The organism is Variovorax boronicumulans, from assembly GCF_040544675.1.
Classification (GTDB): domain Bacteria; phylum Pseudomonadota; class Gammaproteobacteria; order Burkholderiales; family Burkholderiaceae_C; genus Variovorax; species Variovorax boronicumulans_D.
Genome location: NZ_JBEPKK010000018.1, coordinates 19193 through 36984 on the forward strand (window position 1 = coordinate 19193; position 17792 = coordinate 36984).

The window sequence follows — 17792 nt, forward strand, 5'->3', positions numbered from 1 at the left end:
GTTCATTAAATGCAACGAGTGTATCTATGCGTATCTCACCGGCGGGGCATAAACGTCGCGCCCATGCCACCATCCAGCGGATTCCGCCCGGCGTATGACCATCTACTTACATCCAGCAGACAGCACCCGCAAACCGGGCAATCTTAACGACCCCTCGCAGGACGCCGAGGCGCTCGCCGAACGCGACCTGAATCCGCCCTGCGTGCTGGTCTTCAATGCCAGCGATCCCAGCGGTGCGGGCGGGCTGGGGGCCGACGCCCTCGCCATGGCGTCGGTGGGCGCACACATCCTGCCCGTTGTCACAGGGGCGTACGCCCGGGACACGGCCGAGATCTTCGACCATTTTCCCTTCGACGAAGAGGCCATCGCCGAGCAGACGCGCGCCATCCTGGAAGACGTCGAAGTGCAGCTGATCAAGGTGGGTTTCGTGGGCACGCCGGACGCCCTGAGCACCATCGCCGAGACCGCTTCGGACTATCCGGACGTGCCCGTGGTGGCCTACATGCCCAATCTTTCCTGGTGGGAAGAAGACCAGATCGAGGCCTATCTGGACGCTTTTCGCGAACTTCTGCTGCCGCAGACAACAGTGTTGGTTGGAAACCACAGCACGCTGTGGCGCTGGCTGCTTCCGGACTGGAGCGGCGAGCGTCCGCCCGGTGCGCGCGACATTGCCAAGGCCGCCGGCGAGTTCGGCGTGCCCTACACGCTGGTCACGGGCATGGTGCTGCCCGACCAGTTCATCGACAACGTGCTGGCCTCGCCGCAGTCGGTGCTCGCCAGCGAGAAGTACGAGCGCCTCGAAGCCGTCTTTGCCGGCGCGGGCGATACCCTGTCGGCTGCGCTGGCCGCCCTCCTGGCCAGCGGCACCGACCTGGTGGCCGCCGCGAGCGAAGCGCTGGCCTACATGGACCGCTGCCTGGACGCGGGTTTCCGCCCCGGCATGGGCCATGTGCTGCCCGACCGCCTGTTCTGGGCCGAGCCCGAGGACGAAGAAGGCGACGACGACCCCGACACCACGCCCGACTTCGCCCTGCCCCCCCACGACACCAGACACTGATCGATGACCGACCAAAACGACATTCTTTTCGAGCGCGCCCGCGCCGTGATCCCCGGCGGCGTGAATTCGCCCGTGCGCGCCTTCAAGGCCGTCGGCGGCACGCCGCGCTTCATCCAGCGCGCCCAAGGCGCCTATTTCTGGGACGCCAACGGCAAGCGCTACATCGACTACATCGGCTCCTGGGGGCCGATGATCCTGGGCCATGGCCATCCCGCGGTGGTCGAGGCGGTGCAGAAGGCCGTGCTCGAAGGCTTCTCCTACGGCGCGCCCACCGAACGCGAGATCGAACTGGCCGAGGCCATCCTCGCGCTGGTGCCGTCCATGGAAATGGTGCGGCTCGTGAGTTCAGGCACCGAGGCCGCGATGAGCGCCTTGCGCCTGGCGCGCGGCGCCACCGGCCGCAAGAGCATCATCAAGTTCGAGGGCTGCTACCACGGCCATGCCGACGCGCTGCTCGTCAAGGCGGGCTCGGGCCTGGCCACCTTCGGCAACCCGACCTCGGCCGGCGTGCCGCCCGAGGTGGTGCAGCACACCATCGTGCTCGAGTACAACAACATCGCCCAACTCGAAGAGGCCTTTGCGCTGCACGGCAACGACATCGCCTGCCTGATGATCGAAGCCATTGCCGGCAACATGAACTTCGTGCGCGCCACGCCCGAATTCGCCAAGCGCTGCCGCGACCTGTGCACGCAGCACGGCGCGCTATTGATCTTCGACGAGGTCATGACGGGCTTTCGCGTGGGCCTGCACGGCGCGCAGGGCGTGCTGGGCATCAAGCCCGACCTCACGGTGCTGGGCAAGGTCATCGGCGGCGGCATGCCGCTGGCGGCCTTCGGCGGACCGCGCGCGATCATGGAACAGCTGGCGCCGCAGGGGCCGGTCTACCAGGCGGGCACGCTCTCGGGCAACCCGGTGGCCACGGCTTGTGGCTTGGCCACGCTCAAGGAGATCGCCAAGCCCGGTTTCTACGAAGCGCTCGGCAAGAAAACACGCACGCTGGTCGACGGCCTGAAGGCCGCCGCAGCCGCCGAGGGCCGGCTCTTCAACGCCGACAGCGAAGGCGGCATGTTCGGCTTTTTCCTCATGAAGGACCTGCCGCAAAACTATGCCACCGTGATGACAACCGACAACGCGAAGTTCAATGCGTTGTTTCATGGTTTGCTCGATCGCGGCGTGTATATTGCCCCCGCGCTTTACGAAGCCGGCTTCGTGAGCGCAGCGCACGGGGAGGAAGACATCGCAGCCACCATAGAAGCGGCACGAGAGATTTTCCGAACGACTTAGAGCCTGTTCACACGACCGGTTCGGCACCCACGAATAGACGGCTCAATTCGGGAACACCGCGGAACCGGCTTTGCCGGGCCGCAGGTGTTGCCCCCGGCAGGGGGTTGGCGAAGCGACACGAAGTGCGCGAAGCCTGGGGGCGAGCTCAATGCCTGAAGTGACGAACGCCTGACAGCACCATCACCACGCCGCGCTCGTCGGCGGCGTCGATCACTTCCTGGTCGCGCATCGAGCCGCCCGGCTGGATGACGCAGCTCGCGCCCGCGTCGACCACCACGTCGAGGCCGTCGCGGAACGGGAAGAAGGCATCGCTCGCCACGGCCGTGTCTTTCAGCGACAGGCCTGCATGCTCGGCCTTGATGCTCGCGATGCGGGCCGAGTCGAGGCGGCTCATCTGGCCCGCGCCCACGCCCATGGTCATGCCGTTGGCGCAGAACACGATCGCGTTGCTCTTGACGTACTTCGCGACCTTCCAGGCGAACAGCAGGTCTTGCAGCTGCTGCGGCGTGGGTTGCTTCTTGCTCACGACCTTGAGGTCGCTGGCGGCAAGTTCGTGGTTGTCGGCCGTCTGGATCAACAGGCCCGAGCCGACGCGCTTGACGTCCATCGCATTGCGGCCGTTGTCCCAGTCGGTGGCACCGCCCTTGGGCAACGCAATTTCGAGCACACGCACGTTGAGCTTGGCCTTGGTGGCCTGGAACACTTCGAGCGCTTCGGGCGTGTAGCCCGGCGCCATCAGCACTTCGACGAACTGCTTGGCGATCTCTTGCGCGGTGGCCCCGTCGACCGGGCGGTTGAAGGCGATGATGCCGCCGAAGGCCGAGGTCGGGTCGGTCTTGAAGGCCTTGGCATAGGCCTCGGCCGCGTCCTTGCCGATCGCCACGCCGCAGGGGTTGGCGTGCTTGACGATCACGCAGGCCGGCACGTCGAAGCTCTTGACGCATTCCCATGCGGCGTCCGCATCGGCGATGTTGTTGTAGCTCAGTTCCTTGCCTTGCAATTGCTTGGCCGACACGAGCGAGCCGGGCGCCGGATACAGGTCGCGGTAGAACGCGGCCTGCTGGTGCGGGTTCTCGCCGTAGCGCAGGTCCTGCACCTTCACGAAACGGCCGTTGCTCTGCGCGGGGAACAGCGAGCGCGTCGGTGCGGGCTGGCCGATGCTGGCGTCGAAGTCGATGGCCGAGAGGTAGTCGCTGATGGCACCGTCGTAGTCGGCGATGCGGTTGAACGCGGCCACCGAGAACGCAAACCTGGTCTTGTCGCTGAGCTTGCCGTCGGCCTTGAGCTCGGCGAGCGCCACGGGGTACTGGGCTGCATCCGTGAGCACGCCCACGTCCTTCCAGTTCTTGGCCGCGCTGCGCACCATGGCCGGGCCGCCGATGTCGATGTTCTCGATCGCGTCCTCGAGCGTGCAGCCGGCCTTGGCCACGGTCGATTCGAAGGGGTAGAGATTGACGATCAGCAGGTCGATGGTGTCGATGCCGTGTTCCTTGATCGCCGCCACATGCGCGGGCAGGTCGCGCCGCGCGAGCAGGCCACCGTGGATCTTGGGGTGCAGCGTCTTCACGCGGCCGTCGAGCATTTCAGGAAAGCCGGTGTGGTCGGCGACTTCGGTCACCGGAAGGCCGGCGTCGGCCAGCAGCTTGGCGGTGCCGCCGGTGGACAGCAGCTTGATGCCCAGCGCATGCAGCGCCTGGGCGAATTCGAGGATGCCGGTCTTGTCGGAAACGGAGATGAGTGCGGTCTGAGCCATGGGTGTGCCGTGAAGTTATTTCAGAAGTTTGTGCTCGACCAATTTCTTGCGGAGCGTGTTTCGGTTCAGTCCGAGCCATTGCGCGGCCTTGGATTGGTTGCCCTCCGCGCGCGTCATCACGACGTCGAGCAGGGGCTTTTCGACCACGCGCACGAGCATCTCGTACATGCCGTCGGGTTCGGTGCCGCGCAGGTCGCGAAAGTAGCTGTCCAGACTGGTGCGCACGCAGTCCTCGATGTGTTTCTTGCTCATTGCCTGTTTTCCTCTCCTCAATCGACGGCGCAGGCCGCCTCCTCTTCACCGGACAGTTCTTCGGCCGCCTGGTGCGCGGGCATGCGGTCCATCCGGTCCGCCAGCCCGTCGAAATAGTCGCCGACCGCGCGCAGCTGTTCCGCGCAGTCCTCGATGGTGTTCATCCGGCCGCGGAACGCTTCGCCGTCGGGCAGCGTGCGCACATACCAGCCGATGTGCTTGCGCGCAGTGCGCACGCCGCTGAAATCGCCGTAGAGCGCGTAGTGCTCCACCAAGTGGTCGAGCAGCAGGCGCCGCACCTCGGCCACCAGCGGCGGCGCGCGATAGGTGCCGGTCTCCAGGAAATGCGCGATCTCGCGAAAGATCCAGGGCCGGCCCTGCGCGGCGCGGCCGATCATCACCGCGTCGGCCCCGGTGGCCGCGAGCACGTCGCGCGCCTTCTCGGGCGAGGTGATGTCGCCGTTGGCCACCACCGGCACGCGCACCGCGGCCTTCACGGCGGCGATGGTGTCGTACTCGGCGTGGCCCTTGTAGCCTTGCTCGCGCGTGCGGCCGTGCACGGTGAGCATCTGCACGCCGGCCGATTCGAAATCGCGCGCGAGCTTGACGGCGTTGCGGTTGTCTTCGCTCCAGCCGGTGCGCATCTTGAGCGTGACCGGCACGTTGAATGGCTGCGCCGCATCGACCACGGCCTGCACGATCTCGAGCGCCAGCGGCTCGTCGCGCATCAGCGCCGAGCCTGCCCACTTGTTGCAGACCTTCTTGGCCGGGCAGCCCATGTTGATGTCGATGATCTGCGCGCCGCGCTCGATGTTGTAGACCGTGGCCTCGGCCATCATGGCCGCGTCGGTGCCGGCGATCTGCACCGCAATGGGACCCGGTTCGCCGTCATGGTTGGCGCGGCGCGAGGTCTTGAGCGTGCCCCAGAGTTCCTTGCGCGAGGTGACCATCTCGCTGACCGCGTAACCCGCACCGAGTTCGCGGCACAGCATGCGGAAGGGCCGGTCCGTCACGCCGGCCATGGGCGCGACGAACAGGCGGTTTTCCAGCGTGTGGGTGCCGATCTGCAAGGTCATGGGGAAGGTAGCGGTGCGCGTTCGGCTGCTGAAAAATGAGGCACGATTGTAGCCACCTGCGATTTCAGCGACTGAAACGATTTGCGCCTCGTTTGCGCTGTTGACAGAGGCGCAAACACCGGTGTCTGACGGGGCTTTCTCCGACGACGCTGCAAGACGGGCACTGCCTATACTCCGCCGACCTTATGCAAGCCTGGCTCGACTCCCTCCTGGCGCTGCTGGCGCTGCCGCAGTACGGCCTCTCCACGCTGTTCATCGCGGCCTTCGTCTCGGCCACGCTGCTGCCCGTGGGCTCCGAACCCGTTCTGTTCGGCCTGCTCAAGCTCAACCCCGAAATGTTCTGGCCGGCCGTCGCGGTGGCGACGTTGGGCAACACGCTGGGCGGTGCGGTCGACTGGTGGCTGGGCTACGGCGCACACAAGGTCGCCGACAAATACTCGCATTCCAAACACCACGTGCGTGTGCTCGGCTGGCTCGAAAGGCTGGGCCCCAAGGCATGCCTCTTGAGCTGGCTGCCCATCGTGGGCGATCCGCTGTGCGCGGTAGCCGGCTGGCTCAAGCTGCCGTTCTGGCCGTGCGTGGGCTACATGGCCATCGGAAAGTTTCTGCGCTACGTCACCATGACGGTCGCGCTGCTCTACATCTTTCCGTCCTGAAGCAAGCCCGGCGCTAGCCTCAGCTCAAAAGGCCGTAGGGACCGCCGCGCTCCAGCGCACGCTGGTACGCGGGCCGCGCATGAATGCGCTCCAGGTAGCCCATCAGCTTCGGCCGCTTTGCATCGAGCCCGCCGCGTGCCTGCGAGGCCTCGACCACAAAGCTCATCTGGATGTCGGCGCCCGTGAATTCATCGCCGGCGAACCACTCGCTCTTGCCGAGTTCGGACTCCATGTAGTTCAGGTGGCTCGCGATGTTCGGATTGATGAAGGCCGACTTGGCCTTGGCCGCGATGGCCTTGGCCACGGGCTTGGCGAAGAAAGGCATCTTGGTCGTCTCGATGCGGTCGAACACCAGCTTGAGCAAGAGCGGCGACATGGCCGTGCCTTCGGCGAAGTGCAGCCAGTAGCGGTAGCGCAGCGCCTCGGGCGATGCGGCCGCGGGCGCCAGGCGGCCGTTGCCGAAACGCTCGATCACCGTCTCGATGATCGCGCCCGATTCCGCGAGCGTGAGGCCGTCCTGCGTCGTCACCACCGGCGACTTGCCAAGCGGATGAACGGCCCGCAGCGAAGCGGGTGCCAACATGGTTTTCGGATCGCGCTGGTAGTGAACGATCTCGTACGGCAGCTCGAGTTCTTCGAGCAGCCAGAGCACACGCTGCGAGCGCGAGTTGTTGAGGTGATGGACGGTGAGCATGGTGGCTGGGCCTTGTGGAGACATCGGAGCGCGCGCAGTCTAACTAACAACAGGCTTTTGACGCTGCACCAGACAGCGCTGCCGCCTACGGAGCGTCGGGCGGTGCGCTTTCTAAACTCGCGCCAATGAAAAAATCCCTGGTGCCGATCCCGCGTTTCAAGCCCCTGGCAACCGGCTTCTGCCTGGCCGTGCTGGCCTGCCAGGCGTGGGCGCTGCAGCCCGAGGAGGTTTTTCGCAAGGCCTCGCCTGCCGTCTGGACCGTCAAGGGCGACCAGGGCGGCGGCAAGACCTCGGTGGGCAGCGCGGTGGCCGTGACGCCGGCGGCGCTGGCCACGGCCTGCCATGTGGTGAACGGCGCCGTCTCGGCCACCGTGACCCAGGGTCAGACCACCATCAAGATCAAGAGCATCCTGCGCGACCCCGACACCTCGCGCGACCTGTGCGTGCTGATGACGGAAACGCCGCTGCAATTGCCGGCCGTGCAGATCGCACCGACCGACGGCCTGCGCGTCGGCCAGCAGGTGTTTGCCATCGGGAGCCCGCACGGGCTTGAACTCACGTTGAGCGAGGGATTGATCTCCGCCCTGCGCCCGCGCGGGCAGGGCCAGTTGCCGATCATCCAGACCTCGGCGCCGGTGTCCTCGGGCTCCAGCGGCGGCGGCCTCTTCGATGCCGAAGGCCGGCTGGCCGGCGTCACCGACCGCGTGGCCCCGGGCGGTGCGAACCTGGGCTTTGCCTATCCGGCGCAATGGGTGATGGAACTGCCCCAGCGCGTGATCGCGGAGATGACGAAGTGGCGCGAGCTGCTGAAGAACGTCGGCGTGGCGCTCGGCCCGAACGGCGAGCCCGCACCCTCGGGCCATGCCGCACTTGCCGATGAAGCGGGCCTGCCGGTGGTCGGCACCGATCCCGCGCAGATACGTGTCGCCTACCGCCAGTTTCTGCTGCAGGCGCGGCCGCGCGCTTTTCTGATCACCAGCGACAACAAGTTCGGCACGGCCACCAACTCGGCGGCGCTGACCGAGCACCTCAAGGGATGCACGGAACGCAAGGTGGTGTGTGCGGCCTATGCGGTGGATGACACGGTGGTGTGGGGCAAGCAGCAGGCCGCGAAGTAGCCGAGGCTTACTTCACCCCCGCCTTGCGGAGCTCCTCCGCCGTGATGCGAACCAGCTTCTGATCGCGCTGCACGACGATGGCGGTGTTCGTGCGCACGGCCTCTTCGCGAGCGGTGCGAGCCGCGCGCTGTATTGCAATCAGCGACGCTGGCAAGTCCTTGTCTTTCGCTTGGCTGAATTGGTCGCGGCTGCGGGTCATGGTGCTTTTTTCCAAGTCGCATCGCGGCACGAGGTGCGGGAAGCCTGGGGCGAGTCGCGTTATGAACTGAACAGGAAGTTCATCACGTCGCCATCCTTGACGACGTATTCCTTGCCTTCCGAGCGCATCTTTCCCGCGTCCTTGGCGCCCTGCTCGCCCTTGAAGGCGATGTAGTCGTCGAACGCGATGGTCTGGGCGCGGATGTAGCCCTTCTCGAAATCGCCGTGGATCACGCCGGCCGCCTGCGGGCCGGTGTCGCCGATGTGGATGGTCCAGGCGCGCACTTCCTTCACGCCGGCGGTGAAGTAGGTCTGCAGGCCCAGCAGCTTGAAGGCCGCGCGGATCAGGCGGTTCAGGCCCGGTTCGTCCTGGCCGATTTCGGCGAGGAACATCTTCTTGTCCTCGTCGTCCATCTCGGCCAGGTCGGCCTCGATCTTGGCGCAGATGGCAACCACGGGCGCGCCCTGCTTGGCGGCGTATTCGCGCAGGCGGTCCAGGTAGGGGTTGTTCTCGAAGCCGTCTTCGGCCACGTTGCCGACGAACATCGCGGGCTTGGCGGTGATGAGCGTGAAGCTCTTGACCAGCGGCTGCTCTTCCTTGGTGAACTCGAGCGCGCGCACCGGGATGTTCTCGTTGAGCGAGGCCTGGCAGCGCTCGAGCAAACCGACCAGCTTTTGCGCGTCCTTGTCGCCGGAGCGCGCCACCTTGGTGTGGCGGTGCAGCGCCTTCTCGACCGTGGCCAGGTCGGCCAGGCAGAGCTCGGTCTGGATCACTTCGATGTCGGAGATCGGATCGACCTTGCCGGCCACGTGGATCACGTTGTCGTCGTCGAAACAGCGCACCACGTTCACCGTGGCGTCGGTTTCGCGGATGTGCGCCAGAAACTTGTTGCCCAGGCCTTCGCCGGTGCTGGCGCCGGCCACCAGGCCGGCGATGTCCACAAACTCGACGATGGCGGGCACCACGCGCTCGGGCTTGACGATGTCGCTCAGCTGGGCGAGGCGCGGATCGGGCACTTCCACCACGCCCACATTGGGCTCGATGGTGCAGAACGGATAGTTTTCCGCCGCGATGCCGGCCTTGGTCAACGCATTGAAAAGGGTGGATTTACCGACGTTGGGCAGGCCGACGATGCCGCATTGCAAACTCATGGGAGGTCCTCTTGGGTAACCGGGCATTTTAGGCGACCATGTTTTCATGCCCGCGCCGCAGGCCTTCGGCTCTTCCCCACACATCGGAAACCTCAGGGTTAGACCCGATTAGCAAACGTTTGCGCAAACGTTTCCGTCATATAACATCGACCCCCCGGCCCAGACCGGCGTACCGCTCAACCACCTCAGGAGACAACACCATGAAGTTCACCCGCCGCACCCTGCAAAGCGCCGCCGCGCTCACCCTGCTGGGCGCCATCGCCGCCACGCCCGCCTTCGCGCAGGACAAGCCCAAGGTCGCGCTGGTCATGAAGTCGCTGGCCAACGAGTTCTTCCGCACCATGGAAGACGGCGCCAAGGCCCACAACAAGGCCAACGCCGCGCAGTACACGCTGGTGGCCAACGGCATCAAGGACGAGACCGACACCTCCGCCCAGATCAAGATGGTCGAGCAGATGATGGCGCAGAAGATCAACGCGCTGGTCATCGCGCCGGCCGATTCGAAGGCGCTGGTGCCGGTCATCAAGGCCGCCATCGACAAGGGGATCCTGGTGGTCAACATCGACAACCAGCTCGACGCCGCCGCGCTGAAGGAAAAGGGCATCCTGGTGCCCTTCGTGGGCCCCGACAACCGCGCCGGCGCCAAGCTGGTGGGCGATGCGCTGGCCAAGGAGCTGAAGGCCGGCGACAAGGTCGGCATCATCGAAGGCGTCTCCACCACCTTCAATGCGCAGCAGCGCACCCTCGGTTACCAGGACGCCATGAAGGCCGCCAACGTGACGGTGGTGGGCGTGCAGTCCGGCCAGTGGGAAATCGACAAGGGCAACACGGTGGCCGCCGGCATGATGCGCGAGCACCCCGATCTGAAGGCGCTGCTCGCCGGCAACGACAGCATGGCGCTGGGCGCAGTCGCTGCCGTCAAGGCTGCGGGCAAGACCGGCAAGGTGCTGGTCGTGGGCTACGACAACATCGGCGCCATCAAGCCAATGCTGAAAGACGGCCGCGTGCTCGCCACCGCCGACCAGTTCGCCGCCAAGCAGGCCGTGTTCGGCATCGAGACCGCGCTGAAGGCCATCGCCGACAAGAAGAAGCAGTCGGACATGCCCGCCGCGGTAAAGACCGACGTGGTGCTGGTCACCAAAGACTCCAAGTAAATGTTGCTCGCCCCCAGGCTTCGCGCACTTCGTGTCGCTTCGCCCTCCCCCTGCCGGGGGCAACACCTGAGGCCCGGCAAAGCCGGTTCCTCGGTGTTTCTGGAATGAATGAGGTGGCCATCGATGGCTGATAACGATCGCAGTACGCCGGTGCTCTCTCTGAGCGCGCTCGGCAAGGACTATGCGGCGCCGGTGCTGGACGACGTCTCGCTCGTGCTGAACGCCGGCGAAGTGCTCGCCCTCACGGGCGAAAACGGCGCCGGCAAGAGCACGCTCTCCAAGATCGTCTGCGGCCTGGTGCAGCCCACGCGCGGGCGGATGCTGCTGGACGGCAAGGCCTTCGCGCCCGCCTCGCGCCGCGACGCCGAGCACGTGGGCGTGCGCATGGTGATGCAGGAGCTGGGCCTGGTCACCACGCTGTCCGTGGCCGAGAACCTGCTGCTGGACCGCCTGCCCCACAAGTCCGGCTGGATCCGCAAGGCCAGGCTGCACGAGCTGGCCGCGCGCCAGCTCGCCAAGATCGGCATGCAGCACATCGACCCCGCCACGCCTGTCGCGCGGCTGGGCATCGGCCAGCAACAGATGGTGGAGATCGCGCGCAACCTGCAGGACGACACGCGCGTGCTGATCCTCGACGAGCCCACCGCCATGCTCACCCCGCGCGAAACCTCGCACCTTTTCGAGCAGATCGATCTGCTGAAGGCACGCGGCGTGGCCATCGTCTATGTGTCGCATCGGCTCGAAGAGCTGCAGCGCATCGCCGACCGTGTGGCGGTGCTGCGCGACGGCCGGCTGGTCGACGTGCGCGCCATGGCCGGCGTGCGCGAATCCGAACTGGTGCAGCGCATGGTCGGCCGCGCGGTGCACGAGCACGAAGGCCGCGGGCGCCGCACGGCCGGCCCCGTGCTGCTGCGCGCGCGCGGCATCGGCCGGGCCGAGGTGGTGCGCGATGTCGACATCGACCTGCACGCGGGCGAAGTCATGGGCCTGGCCGGGCTGGTCGGCTCGGGCCGGACCGAGCTGGTGCGCCTCCTGTTCGGCGCCGACCGCGCGGACCGCGGCGAGATCTCGCTCTACGACGGCAAGCGACAGGAGCCCACGCACCAAGTCAGCCGGGGCTGGCGCTCGCCGATGCGCGCGATTCGCGTGGGCATCGGCCTGGTCACCGAAGACCGCAAATCGCAGGGGCTGCTGCTGACGCAGTCCATCCGCGTCAACACCACGCTGAGCGACCTGGGCGCGATCTCGCGCGCCGGCTGGCTGCTGCGCGCCAAGGAGCGCGGCATCGCCCAGCGCCTGGTGGAACTGCTGCGCGTGCGCTCGCGCAGCATCGAACAACCGGTTGCCACGCTCAGCGGCGGCAACCAGCAGAAGGTGGTGTTCGCACGCTGGCTGCACCGCGAATGCAAGGTGCTGCTGCTGGACGAACCCACGCGCGGCGTGGACGTGGGCGCACGCGCCGACCTGTACGCCGAACTCGACCGCATGACGGACGCCGGCAAGGCGCTGCTGATGGTGTCCAGCGACCTGCGCGAGCTCATGGCCATGTGCGACCGCATCGGCGTGATGAGCGCCGGCCGCCTGGTCGCGGTCTTCGAGCGCGGCCAGTGGAGCGAACAATCGCTGCTGGCCGCCGCATTCAGCGACGCCTCCGGACGCGCCGCTTCTTCGCCGGCCCCGGCCTCCACCCTTCCCGTTTCGAACCCGGCCACGCCGGTCACCGCCGACACACCATGAACGCAGCCGCCTCGACCCCGACCCACTCGCCGAACGCGCGCTCCTCGGCGCTCAAGGGCCAACTGGGCACCTACCTGGGCCTGACCGTCGTGCTCATCGGCATGATCGCGCTCTTCGGCTCGATGAGCGAATACTTCCTCACGCGCGAGACCTTCATTTCCATCGCCAACGAGATCCCCGCGCTTGCCGTGATGGCCGTCGGCATGACCTTCGTGCTGATCATCGCGGGCATCGATCTGTCGGTGGGCTCGGTGCTGGCGCTCAGCGCGGCCGTAACGGCCGCCGCCATCCTCGAATGGAAGCTCTCGGTGCCGCTGGCCGCGGCGCTGGGCCTGGCCACCGGCCTCATCTGCGGCACGGTGACCGGTGCGGTGTCGGTCGCCTGGCGGCTGCCGAGCTTCATCGTCTCGCTGGGCATGCTCGAAGCCGTGCGCGGCGGCGCCTACCTGGTCACCGATTCGCGCACGCAGTACGTGGGCGATGCCATCTCGGGCCTGGCCGCGCCGTGGATCGGCGGCATCTCCGCCGCCTTCGTGCTCGCGGTGGTGCTGGTGGTCATCGGGCAGATGGTGCTCACGCGCACCGTGTTCGGCCGGCATGTGGTGGGCATCGGTACCAACGAAGAGGCGATGCGCCTCGCGGGTGTGGACCCGCGCCCGATACGCATCATCGTTTTCGCCGTCACCGGCCTCCTGGCCGGGCTCGCGGGCCTCATGCAGTCGGCGCGCCTGGAAGCGGCCGACCCGAATGCGGGCGTCGGCATCGAGCTGCAGGTCATTGCCGCCGTGGTCATCGGCGGCACCAGCCTCATGGGCGGGCGCGGCTCGGTGGTCAACACCTTCTTCGGCGTGCTGATCATCGCGGTGCTCGAAGCCGGGCTCGCGCAAGTGGGCGCGAGCGAGCCGAGCAAGCGCATCATCACCGGGGCGGTGATCGTGGTTGCGGTGATCATCGACACCTTGCGCCAGCGCCGCGCGGACCGCCGCCTGGCCTGACCTTCCCACCGAACGAGGAACAACAAGCCATGGCCACCATCAAGGACGTCGCGCTGCGCGCGGGAGTCTCCGTGACCACCGTCTCGCACGTGGTCAACGACACGCGCCATGTGAGCGCCAAGGGCCGCGAGCGCGTGGAACTCGCCATCCGCGAACTGGGCTATGTGCCCAATGCGATGGCGCGCAGCCTCAAGAGCAACACCACCTCGACGCTGGGCATGCTCATTCCCAACAGTTCGAACCCCTACTTCGCCGAGATCGTGCGCATCGTGGAAGACCGGTGCTTCGGCGCCGGCTACACGCTGGTGCTGTGCAACACCGACGACGAGCCCCGCCGTCAGAGCGTGTACCTGCAGGTGCTGGCCGAGCGCCGCATCGACGGGCTGATCGTGGTGTCCACCGGCGACGACGATTCGCTGGTCACCCAGCTGCAGGGCCTGCGCATTCCCACTGTTTTGGTCGACCGCGAGATCGCCGACCCGGACTGCGACCTGGTCGAAACCGCGCACATGCAGGGCGGCCTGCTCGCGGTGCGGCACCTGATGTCGCTGGGCCACAAGCGCATCGCCTGCATCGGCGGGCCGGTGGGCGTGATGCCCAGCGAGCAGCGCATCGAAGGGTGGCGCATGGCGCTGGCCGAGAACGGCGCTACGCCCGACATCGCCAAGGCCGACACATTGCTGTGGCGCGGCGGCTTCACCAGCCAGGGCGGCTACGAAGCCATGCACGCCATCCTGCGCACCGAGCAGCCGCCCTCGGCCGTGTTCGTGTGCAACGACCTGATGGCCATCGGCGCGCTGCGCGCCGCGCATGAAAGCGGCGTGCACGTGCCCGACGAGCTTTCCATCGTCGGCTTCGACGACATCGAACTCTCGGCCTACACCAGCCCGCCGCTCACCACCGTCGCGCAGCCCAAGGAGCGCATCGGCGCGCTGGCGGTCGACATGCTGCTGGAGCGCGTGGGCGGCAAACGGCGCGATGCGCGCAAGGTGGTGCTGCAGCCCGAGCTGCGGGTGCGCGCCTCGACCGCGCGCCATGCGAGCTTTCGCGAGGCGGCGGCGCCTGTGTCTTCGCCTTCTTCTTCATCGCCTGCGTCCGACGCAGTGCCTTCCACGGCCAACCGAAAATCCCGCATCTCGTGAGTTCGAAGCCTCCTACTTCTTCTTCCCGCCGCCCCGAGCCGCCGCGCATCGTGGTGCTCGGCAGCCTCAACATGGACCTGGTGGTGCGCGTCCCTCACGCACCGGCCGCGGGCGAAACCCTGCTCGGCCATTCGATCGCGAACATTCCCGGCGGCAAGGGCGCTAACCAGGCCGTGAGCTGCGCGCGCGAAGGCGGCAAGGTCCGCATGATCGGCTGCGTGGGCGACGACGCGCATGGCCGGGCGCTGCGCGAATCGCTGGCGCGCGACGGCATCGACACCGCGGCGCTGCGCACGGTCGATAGCGAGCCCACCGGCACGGCGCTGATCCTGGTGGAAGACAGCGGGCAGAACCGCATCGTGATCATTCCCGGCGCCAACGCGCGCGTCGAAATCGACGAAGCGGCGTTGCGCGAGCAACTGCAGGGCGCGGCCTTCCTGGTGACGCAGTTCGAGACACCGATGGACCAGGTCGCACGCGCCATCTCGGTGGCGCACGAAGCGGGCTGCAAGGTGCTGCTCAACCCGTCGCCGGTGCGGGCCATTGCCGAGCCGCTGTGGCCGCGCATCGACACGCTGGTCGTCAACGAGATCGAAGCGCAGACGCTCTGCGGGCAGCCGGCCGACACGCCACAAGAAGCCGCGCTGGCCGGCAAGGCGCTGCGCGCCAAGGGCATTGCCCGCGTGGTCGTCACGCTGGGCTCGCGCGGTGCGGTGGCCGTGGACGCCGATGGCGCGCGCCACCATCCCGCGCCGAAGGTGCAGGCGGTCGACACCACCGCCGCCGGCGACACCTTTCTGGGTGCGCTGGCCGTGGCGCTGGGCGAAGGCCAGTCGTTCGACGATGCCGTGCGCCTGGGCATCCGCGCCGCGGCGCTCTGCATCCAGCAGCCCGGCGCCCAACCCTCCATTCCGCGGCGCGACGACGTGCTGCAAAGCCCCCTGCCTCCCGACTGGACCCCGCTGTGAAACGCTCTGCCCTGCTGCATGCCGAACTCTCTCAAGTGATTGCCGCGCTGGGGCATGGCGACATGGTGGTCATCGGCGATGCGGGCCTGCCGATTCCCGATGGCCCGAAGCGCATCGACCTGGCGCTCACGCCCGGCATTCCGCGGGTGGCGGACGTGCTCAAGGCCGTGCTGTCCGAGATGCAGGTGGAGCGCGCATTGCTCGCGCGCGAGGCCGTCGAGCAATTGCCCGCCGGCGCGCTGCCCGCATGGTGCGAAGGCCAGCTCTCCGTCGTGCCCGAGACGGTGTCGCACGAAGAACTCAAGCGCCTGAGCGCGCGCGCCAAGGCCGTCATTCGCACCGGCGAATGCACGCCTTACGCCAACATCGTGCTGTGCGCGGGCGTGACCTTCTGAGTTACTCGAAGCGGTAGTTCGCGCCCACGGTCTGCCCGACCTTGAGCATGTGCTCCACGCCCGTCACCACGATGCAGTTCATGCCGAAGGTGATGCTGCCGCCGACCCGCGCGTCCGAACGGTAGGTGCGCAGCACGTTGCCGACCTCGGGGCTGCTGAGGGCGGTGGCCGGATCGATGTCGGGAATGGGGCAACGCGTGCAGGGCTTGACCGGCTTGAGCTCGGCTTCGCCTTCGGCGGTGGCGATGTGCAGCGCATCGACGCGGTCTTCGTCATGCGACTCGATGCCGGCCAGCACGATGTTGGGCCGGAAGCGCTCGATACCGATCGCATCGTGGCCGGCCGCAGCGAGCCGCTCGTTGAGTTCGGCCAGCGATCCTTCGCTCGCCACCAGCAGCGGATAGCCGTCGGCGAACTGGTTCTGCGCCTCGACGCCATCGGTCCACTGGAGGCTGGACAGGCGCTTTTGCTCGGGGTCGAAGCGCACCAGGCGCAGCGTCTGTGGGCGGCCGGGCTCGGAGAGGAAATCGCTGAACCATTGAGCGGCGATGTCGCCCATGTCGTAGGCGGCGACTTCGTCCTGCCACACGCGCACGCGCACCGGCTGCTCGACGCGGTCGAAGGCCAGGTGCAGGGCCAGCATGCCGGGGGCGCGCAGCACCACTTCCATGTGCTTCATCTGCGGCGTGATGAGCGCCATGCGCGGAATCTGGCGCTGGGTGACGAACTCGCCGTCGGCATCGACCACCATCCAGGCCCGGTCGAACTCCAGGCCTGTCTCGGTCAGCAGCATTTCGTCGAGCTCGACGCCGGCACACGACTTGACGGGATAGACGAACAGGCGCGCGATGGTGGCCTCGAGGTCGAAAGCAGGCTGGGACACGGTGGGGTTCCTTGGAATTCGGCCGTCATTGTCCCGCATCGGACCTCAAACCTTCCCAGCCGGCCCCACGGGCGGAGAAGCGGCACCCGGTGCGCGGAGCCCGGGGAGCGGTCATGTTCTTACAATCGCGCGATGGCCCTCCCCCCAGAAGTTTGCATTCGCGGCGCCGGCATCGTCGGCCGCACGCTGGCCCTGCTGCTTGCGCGCGAGCGCGTGCGCGTTGCGCTGGTGGTGCCCGCTGCCGCACAGGGCAAGCAGGACATCCGCGCCTACGCGCTCAACACCGCCTCCCGCACGCTGCTCGAATCGCTGCGCGCCTGGCCCGACGCGGCCCACGCCACCCCGGTGCGCGAGATGCTGGTGCATGGCGACGAAGGCGGCCGCGTGCAGTTCAGCGCCGTGCGGCAGAAGGTCGATGCGCTGGCCTGGATCGTCGACGTGCCCGCGCTGGAGCAGCAACTGGCCGATGCGGTCCGCTTCCAGCCCCAGATCGAGGTGGTGACCGAGCCCGTGGCCGCGCCGCTCACCGTGGTGTGCGAAGGCAAGGCCAGCACCACGCGCGAGGCGCTGGGCGTGAGCTACGAGGTCACGCGCTACCCGCAACATGCGGTGGCGGCAAGACTGCAGGCCGCGCAGTCGCACGACGGCATCGCGCGCCAGTGGTTCAACGACAAGGGCGAAGTGCTCGCGCTGCTGCCCTTGGGCGGCACGCACGGCACCGAAGTGGCGCTGGTGTGGTCGGTCGGCCAACTGCGCGCACCGGCCCTGCTGGCACAGGCCGACGAAGAATTCAACGCCGCTGTCACCGAGGCCAGCCACAACGCGCTGGGCGCACTCCAGCTCAAGAGCGAACGCGCCGCCTGGCCGCTCGCGCGCGCCATCGCCGACCGCTGGACCGGCGCAATGCCCGGCCAGCCGACGCGCTCCTGGGCGCTGGCCGGCGATGCCGCCCACACGGTGCACCCGCTCGCTGGCCAGGGCCTGAACCTGGGCCTGGCCGACGCGGCCGCACTGGCCGAGGTCATCAAGACCCGCGACTACTGGCGCAGCGTGGGCGATGCGCGCCTTTTGCGCCGCTACGAACGCGCCCGCCGCGCCGACGTGCTGCAGATGAGCCTGGCCACCGACGGGCTGCAGCAACTTTTCTCGCACAACGTGGGTCCATTGCCTGCCTTGCGCAACTGGGGCATGCGCGGCTTCGACCGCACGCGCCTCGTCAAGCACTGGATCACCGCTCAGGCCATGGGCCTGAAGGCCTGACACCATTTCCCCGAAATC

At 67.4% G+C, this 17792-nt stretch carries 18 protein-coding genes; 11 read left to right on the plus strand and 7 right to left on the minus strand.

Annotated features, from left to right (window positions below; all coding sequences use genetic code 11):
* Positions 1-94: 94 nt before the first annotated feature.
* Positions 95-1057 carry a bifunctional hydroxymethylpyrimidine kinase/phosphomethylpyrimidine kinase gene (gene thiD / locus ABIC90_RS24140; RefSeq protein ID WP_354358674.1) on the plus strand — a complete coding sequence of 321 codons (963 nt, stop codon included), beginning with the start codon at positions 95-97 and terminating at the stop codon, positions 1055-1057.
* 3 nt (positions 1058-1060) lie between these two features.
* Complete coding sequence (gene hemL, locus ABIC90_RS24145; protein ID WP_354358676.1) at positions 1061-2341, plus strand: glutamate-1-semialdehyde 2,1-aminomutase; 1281 nt, start codon at positions 1061-1063, stop codon at positions 2339-2341.
* 145 nt (positions 2342-2486) lie between these two features.
* Here hemL and purH read toward each other — a convergent pair whose 3' ends face one another.
* The 3 genes from purH to dusB are packed head-to-tail and all read right to left on the minus strand — an operon-like array spanning position 2487 to position 5422.
* Complete coding sequence (gene purH / locus ABIC90_RS24150; protein WP_354358678.1) at positions 2487-4094, minus strand: bifunctional phosphoribosylaminoimidazolecarboxamide formyltransferase/IMP cyclohydrolase; 1608 nt, start codon at positions 4092-4094, stop codon at positions 2487-2489.
* Positions 4095-4109: 15 nt separating this feature from the next.
* Positions 4110-4346, minus strand: a complete 237-nt coding sequence (locus ABIC90_RS24155; protein ID WP_007838304.1) for a Fis family transcriptional regulator — start codon at positions 4344-4346, stop codon at positions 4110-4112.
* 17 nt (positions 4347-4363) lie between these two features.
* Positions 4364-5422, minus strand: coding sequence for a tRNA dihydrouridine synthase DusB (gene dusB, locus ABIC90_RS24160; protein WP_354358680.1), 1059 nt, complete (start codon positions 5420-5422; stop codon positions 4364-4366).
* Between the two features lie 185 nt (positions 5423-5607).
* Between dusB and ABIC90_RS24165 the strand changes: the two genes are divergently transcribed.
* Positions 5608-6078 (plus strand): YqaA family protein, encoded by a 471-nt coding sequence (locus ABIC90_RS24165; RefSeq protein WP_354358682.1) that lies wholly within the window; start codon positions 5608-5610, stop codon positions 6076-6078.
* 19 nt (positions 6079-6097) lie between these two features.
* Here ABIC90_RS24165 and ABIC90_RS24170 read toward each other — a convergent pair whose 3' ends face one another.
* Positions 6098-6772, minus strand: a complete 675-nt coding sequence (locus ABIC90_RS24170) for a glutathione S-transferase (protein ID WP_354358684.1) — start codon at positions 6770-6772, stop codon at positions 6098-6100.
* A 125-nt stretch (positions 6773-6897) separates the two neighbouring features.
* On the opposite strand from ABIC90_RS24170, the gene ABIC90_RS24175 reads away from it, so the two are divergent.
* Positions 6898-7890 carry a trypsin-like peptidase domain-containing protein gene (locus ABIC90_RS24175; RefSeq protein ID WP_354358686.1) on the plus strand — a complete coding sequence of 331 codons (993 nt, stop codon included), beginning with the start codon at positions 6898-6900 and terminating at the stop codon, positions 7888-7890.
* A gap of 7 nt (positions 7891-7897) precedes the next feature.
* Here the strand turns inward: ABIC90_RS24175 and ABIC90_RS24180 are convergent, their stop codons facing one another.
* Together ABIC90_RS24180 and ychF are read right to left on the minus strand one after the other, a co-directional pair.
* Positions 7898-8089, minus strand: coding sequence for a hypothetical protein (locus ABIC90_RS24180; RefSeq protein WP_354358688.1), 192 nt, complete (start codon positions 8087-8089; stop codon positions 7898-7900).
* A gap of 59 nt (positions 8090-8148) precedes the next feature.
* Complete coding sequence (gene ychF / locus ABIC90_RS24185; protein ID WP_354358690.1) at positions 8149-9240, minus strand: redox-regulated ATPase YchF; 1092 nt, start codon at positions 9238-9240, stop codon at positions 8149-8151.
* 200 nt (positions 9241-9440) lie between these two features.
* Between ychF and ABIC90_RS24190 the strand changes: the two genes are divergently transcribed.
* The 6 genes from ABIC90_RS24190 to rbsD all read left to right on the plus strand — a co-directional run bounded on the left by ABIC90_RS24190 (position 9441) and on the right by rbsD (position 15631).
* Positions 9441-10394 (plus strand): sugar ABC transporter substrate-binding protein, encoded by a 954-nt coding sequence (locus ABIC90_RS24190; protein WP_354358692.1) that lies wholly within the window; start codon positions 9441-9443, stop codon positions 10392-10394.
* A 123-nt stretch (positions 10395-10517) separates the two neighbouring features.
* Complete coding sequence (locus tag ABIC90_RS24195; protein WP_354358694.1) at positions 10518-12131, plus strand: sugar ABC transporter ATP-binding protein; 1614 nt, start codon at positions 10518-10520, stop codon at positions 12129-12131.
* Positions 12128-13126 carry an ABC transporter permease gene (locus ABIC90_RS24200; protein WP_354358696.1) on the plus strand — a complete coding sequence of 333 codons (999 nt, stop codon included), beginning with the start codon at positions 12128-12130 and terminating at the stop codon, positions 13124-13126. Before ABIC90_RS24195 ends, ABIC90_RS24200 begins: the two co-directional genes overlap by 4 nt.
* A 29-nt stretch (positions 13127-13155) precedes the next feature.
* Entirely contained in the window at positions 13156-14268 is a 1113-nt protein-coding gene (locus tag ABIC90_RS24205; protein ID WP_354358698.1) for a LacI family DNA-binding transcriptional regulator, read from the plus strand.
* Positions 14265-15236: a ribokinase gene (rbsK, locus tag ABIC90_RS24210; protein ID WP_354358700.1), complete on the plus strand. Its 972-nt coding sequence runs from the start codon at positions 14265-14267 to the stop codon at positions 15234-15236. The genes ABIC90_RS24205 and rbsK overlap by 4 nt, the downstream gene beginning before the upstream one ends.
* The gene (gene rbsD, locus ABIC90_RS24215) at positions 15233-15631 is read left to right on the plus strand and encodes a D-ribose pyranase (protein WP_354358702.1); all 399 of its coding nucleotides are present in this window, start codon (positions 15233-15235) and stop codon (positions 15629-15631) included. Before rbsK ends, rbsD begins: the two co-directional genes overlap by 4 nt.
* A gap of 1 nt (position 15632) precedes the next feature.
* On the opposite strand, the gene ABIC90_RS24220 is transcribed toward rbsD, so the two are convergent.
* A complete protein-coding gene (locus tag ABIC90_RS24220; RefSeq protein WP_354358704.1) occupies positions 15633-16514 on the minus strand; it encodes an MOSC domain-containing protein in 882 nt (293 codons plus the stop codon).
* A gap of 132 nt (positions 16515-16646) precedes the next feature.
* On the opposite strand from ABIC90_RS24220, the gene ABIC90_RS24225 reads away from it, so the two are divergent.
* Positions 16647-17774 (plus strand): FAD-dependent monooxygenase, encoded by a 1128-nt coding sequence (locus tag ABIC90_RS24225; RefSeq protein WP_354358706.1) that lies wholly within the window; start codon positions 16647-16649, stop codon positions 17772-17774.
* The last annotated feature ends 18 nt before the right edge of the window (positions 17775-17792 follow it).

Excerpts from the sequence above, each read along its gene's own strand:
- thiD (WP_354358674.1), top strand. The coding sequence starts at position 95 with ATGACCATCTACTTACATCCAGCAGACAGCACCCGCAAACCGGGCAAT.
- hemL (WP_354358676.1), top strand. The coding sequence starts at position 1,061 with ATGACCGACCAAAACGACATTCTTTTCGAGCGCGCCCGCGCCGTGATC.
- purH (WP_354358678.1), bottom strand. The coding sequence starts at position 4,094 with ATGGCTCAGACCGCACTCATCTCCGTTTCCGACAAGACCGGCATCCTC.
- ABIC90_RS24155 (WP_007838304.1), bottom strand. The coding sequence starts at position 4,346 with ATGAGCAAGAAACACATCGAGGACTGCGTGCGCACCAGTCTGGACAGC.
- dusB (WP_354358680.1), bottom strand. The coding sequence starts at position 5,422 with ATGACCTTGCAGATCGGCACCCACACGCTGGAAAACCGCCTGTTCGTC.
- ABIC90_RS24165 (WP_354358682.1), top strand. The coding sequence starts at position 5,608 with ATGCAAGCCTGGCTCGACTCCCTCCTGGCGCTGCTGGCGCTGCCGCAG.
- ABIC90_RS24170 (WP_354358684.1), bottom strand. The coding sequence starts at position 6,772 with ATGCTCACCGTCCATCACCTCAACAACTCGCGCTCGCAGCGTGTGCTC.
- ABIC90_RS24175 (WP_354358686.1), top strand. The coding sequence starts at position 6,898 with ATGAAAAAATCCCTGGTGCCGATCCCGCGTTTCAAGCCCCTGGCAACC.
- ABIC90_RS24180 (WP_354358688.1), bottom strand. The coding sequence starts at position 8,089 with ATGACCCGCAGCCGCGACCAATTCAGCCAAGCGAAAGACAAGGACTTG.
- ychF (WP_354358690.1), bottom strand. The coding sequence starts at position 9,240 with ATGAGTTTGCAATGCGGCATCGTCGGCCTGCCCAACGTCGGTAAATCC.
- ABIC90_RS24190 (WP_354358692.1), top strand. The coding sequence starts at position 9,441 with ATGAAGTTCACCCGCCGCACCCTGCAAAGCGCCGCCGCGCTCACCCTG.
- ABIC90_RS24195 (WP_354358694.1), top strand. The coding sequence starts at position 10,518 with ATGGCTGATAACGATCGCAGTACGCCGGTGCTCTCTCTGAGCGCGCTC.
- ABIC90_RS24200 (WP_354358696.1), top strand. The coding sequence starts at position 12,128 with ATGAACGCAGCCGCCTCGACCCCGACCCACTCGCCGAACGCGCGCTCC.
- ABIC90_RS24205 (WP_354358698.1), top strand. The coding sequence starts at position 13,156 with ATGGCCACCATCAAGGACGTCGCGCTGCGCGCGGGAGTCTCCGTGACC.
- ABIC90_RS24225 (WP_354358706.1), top strand. The coding sequence starts at position 16,647 with ATGGCCCTCCCCCCAGAAGTTTGCATTCGCGGCGCCGGCATCGTCGGC.